The organism is Neoroseomonas rubea, assembly GCF_016106015.1.
GTDB classification, from domain to species: Bacteria; Pseudomonadota; Alphaproteobacteria; order Acetobacterales; family Acetobacteraceae; genus Neoroseomonas; species Neoroseomonas rubea.
Window position 1 is genome coordinate 1 of record NZ_JACADQ010000440.1, and the last position, 2774, is coordinate 2774.

Below are 2774 nucleotides of genomic sequence, written 5' to 3' on the forward strand. Positions count from 1 at the left end.
CGCGGCGAGCCAGCGCCCCGGCCGCGGGCGGCGGCGCGAGGGCGTGGGCGCGCCTTCGGCATCACTCATGGCAGGCGACGCAGCCAGAGCCGCACCGTCGCCTGCGTCGCCACCCAGGCGACGCCCGCCGCCGCCACCGGCACCAGCGCGAGCTCCAGCCATGGCACGGCATGCCAGCCGGCCCCGCCCGCCAGCGGCCCCGCAAGGCTTGCAAGCCCGGCCAGCGCGGGCAGCGCCAGCACGGTGCCCCAGGTCGCGCCCGCCGCGGCAAGGAAACTGGCCCGCCGCGCGAAGCGCGAGGACACATCCGCATCCGTCGCGCCGAGCCCGTGCAGCACCAGCACCGCATCTCGTCGCGCCGAAAGCCCTGCCCGCACGGCAACCCCCACCACTGCCGCCGCGACGCCGGCAACCAAAGCGAGCGCCGCGAAGGCCACCCCCTGAACCGCGCGCGCAAGCGCCGTCAGGTGGCCGACCCAGACGCCATGAGCCTCCGTCACCGCGCCTGGCACCTCGGCCGCCACGGCATCGCCGATCAGCACCGCATCGACCGACAGGTCCGCCAGCCGCAACTCGATCACGCCCGGCAGCGGCAGTCCCTCCGCCGTGCCGAGCCAGGGGCGCAGCAATTCCGCCATGCGCGCGGGGTCGACCGGCTCCGCCGCCGCCACCGCCGGCTGGCGGCGCAGCACCGCCAGCGCGCGCGCCATGCGCTCCGGGGTCGGCTGCGGCACCTGCACCGTCACCGCGGCCTGCGCGCCTTCGCGCCAACGTTCCGCCAGCCGGTCCGCCCCGGACCTGCCGGCCAGCGCCACCGCAGCCAGCAGCGCCATCGCAGCCACCAAGCCGACCAGCAGCCGGTCCGCCAGCGCGCGGCGCAGGCCGAGCGGATCGCGCGCGAGGCGTCGCCGGGGCTCAGCCATCGCCGACCAGCCGCCCGCCCTCGAGCGTCAGCATCCGCGCCGGATGCCGCGCGGGCAGGTCCTCCGAATGCGTCGCCACCACCACCGTCGTGCCCTGGCGGTTCAGTTCCGCCAGCAGGGCGATGGTGCGCCGCGCCTGGCGGGCATCGAGTTCCGAGGTCGGCTCGTCCGCCACCAGCAGCGACGGGCGGGCGACGATGGCGCGCGCGATGGTCAGGCGCTGCTGCTCGCCGCCCGACAGTTCCTCCGGTCGGCGGTCCTCCTTCCCGTCCAGCCCGATCCAGTGGAGCAGCTCTCCCACATCGGCGCGCAGCGAGGATTCCGCGACGCCGGCCAGACGCAGCGGCAGCGCCACATTGTCCCAGGCCGACAGGTGCGAGAGCAGCCGGAATTCCTGGTGCACCACGCCGATCCGCCGGCGCAGCGCCGGCAATTCGCCGCGCCTGGCGCGGGACAGCGCGACGCCGAGCAGCTCGACCTCCCCGCCCGTGGGGCGCAGCGCGGCCTGCATCAGCCGCAGCACGGAGGTCTTTCCCGCGCCCGAGGGGCCGAGGATCCAGGTGAAGGTGCCCTCTCCGAGCGTGAAGGAGACGTCGCGCAGCACCTCGGGCCCCGGCCGGCCACGCGGGTCGGGGTAGGAAAGGGCGACGCGGGCGAATCGCACCATGCCTGTCTTGTGCCCGCCGGCGCGCCTTGCCTCAACCATCCCTTGCCGGCGCGAGGGCCCCGGAACAGGATGCGGCCGCGATGCGCATCGAATGCCCGTCCTGCGCGGCCGAATACGAGGTGCCGGACCGGCTGCTGGCCGGGCCGGCGCGCACGCTGCGCTGTTCGCGCTGCAAGGCGGATTTCCCGCTGCCGCGGGTCGAGGCCCCTGCGCCACCGCCGCCCACGCCGCCCGTGCGGGAAGCGGAACCCGAGCCGGAACCGCCACCACCGCCACCACCGCCGCCGTCGCCGCCCGCCCCCGCGCCGGAACCGCCGGCGCAGGATGACCGGCGACTGAAGCTGGCCTGGGCCGCGTCGATCGCCGTCGTGGCCGTCGCGCTGGCGGGCTTCCTGCTGGGGCGGGAGAGCGTGATGGCGGCCTGGCCGGCGAGCACGCGGCTGTTCGCAGCGCTGGGGCTTGGCTGAGACGTCACGGAGACGGGAACCTGTCCGTCCACAGGTCCGGTCCACGCTGCTGCGCGCTGCCGGCAGGCGCCCATGCGCGACCCATGCGTGGACATCGTCACATGTGAAGCGGCGGCCGGCCGCCTCAAGACACAGGGAATCTCATGGCGCAGGGCTGCGGGCTAGGCCCCCGCAGGGTCAATGGCCCGGCCCGCCCCCAAACCCCGGAAGGCGCAGCGTGGCGGCAAGGCCGCCGGCGGCGGACGGCTGGAGGTCGAGCGCCCCGCCGTAGAGGGCCGCGAGATCCGCGACGATCCCGAGGCCGAGCCCCGTACCCGGCGTCGCCTCATCGAACCGTGTGCCCCGCATGAGCGCCGCCCGGCGTTCGTCCTCTGTAAGCCCGGGGCCGTCATCGGACACGCCGACGACGACCCCGCCCGCGGCGACGGCAACGGATACCTCGACGCGGCGCCGCGCCCATTTGCACGCATTCTCCATGAGGTTGCCGAGCATCTCCGTCAGGTCCTGGGGGTCCACGCGCAGCTGCGCCGTGGCGTCGCCCGCCACGGCGACGACGATGCCGCGTCCGTCGAAGACCCGTCGCAGCGCCGACGCCACCTCCTCCGCCACGGCCAGCGGCGCGACGGTGCTTGCCGCGCTTGCCGCGACCCGCGCCGCGGTCCGCGCGCGGGCGAGGTGGTGGTGCACCAGCCGCTCCAGCGCCGCGGCCTCCGCGCG

At 75.9% G+C, this 2774-nt stretch carries 4 protein-coding genes; 1 reads left to right on the forward strand and 3 read right to left on the reverse strand.

The features are described from left to right. Window positions 1-65 precede the first annotated feature (65 nt). Both HW577_RS23290 and HW577_RS23295 read right to left on the reverse strand, forming a co-directional pair. Entirely contained in the window at window positions 66-923 is an 858-nt protein-coding gene (locus HW577_RS23290) for a cell division FtsX domain-containing protein (RefSeq protein ID WP_198378492.1), read from the reverse strand. Then, window positions 916-1590, reverse strand: coding sequence for a cell division ATP-binding protein FtsE (locus HW577_RS23295; protein ID WP_198378493.1), 675 nt, complete (start codon window positions 1588-1590; stop codon window positions 916-918). The genes HW577_RS23290 and HW577_RS23295 overlap by 8 nt, the downstream gene beginning before the upstream one ends. 80 nt (window positions 1591-1670) lie before the next feature. Here HW577_RS23295 and HW577_RS23300 point away from each other — a divergent pair, with 80 nt between their 5' ends. Then, window positions 1671-2057: a zinc-ribbon domain-containing protein gene (locus HW577_RS23300; protein ID WP_198378494.1), complete on the forward strand. Its 387-nt coding sequence runs from the start codon at window positions 1671-1673 to the stop codon at window positions 2055-2057. A 177-nt stretch (window positions 2058-2234) separates the two neighbouring features. Here HW577_RS23300 and HW577_RS23305 read toward each other — a convergent pair. Beyond that, the coding region (locus HW577_RS23305) for an ATP-binding protein (RefSeq protein ID WP_232475189.1) at window positions 2235-2774 on the reverse strand (540 nt) is incomplete at its 5' end.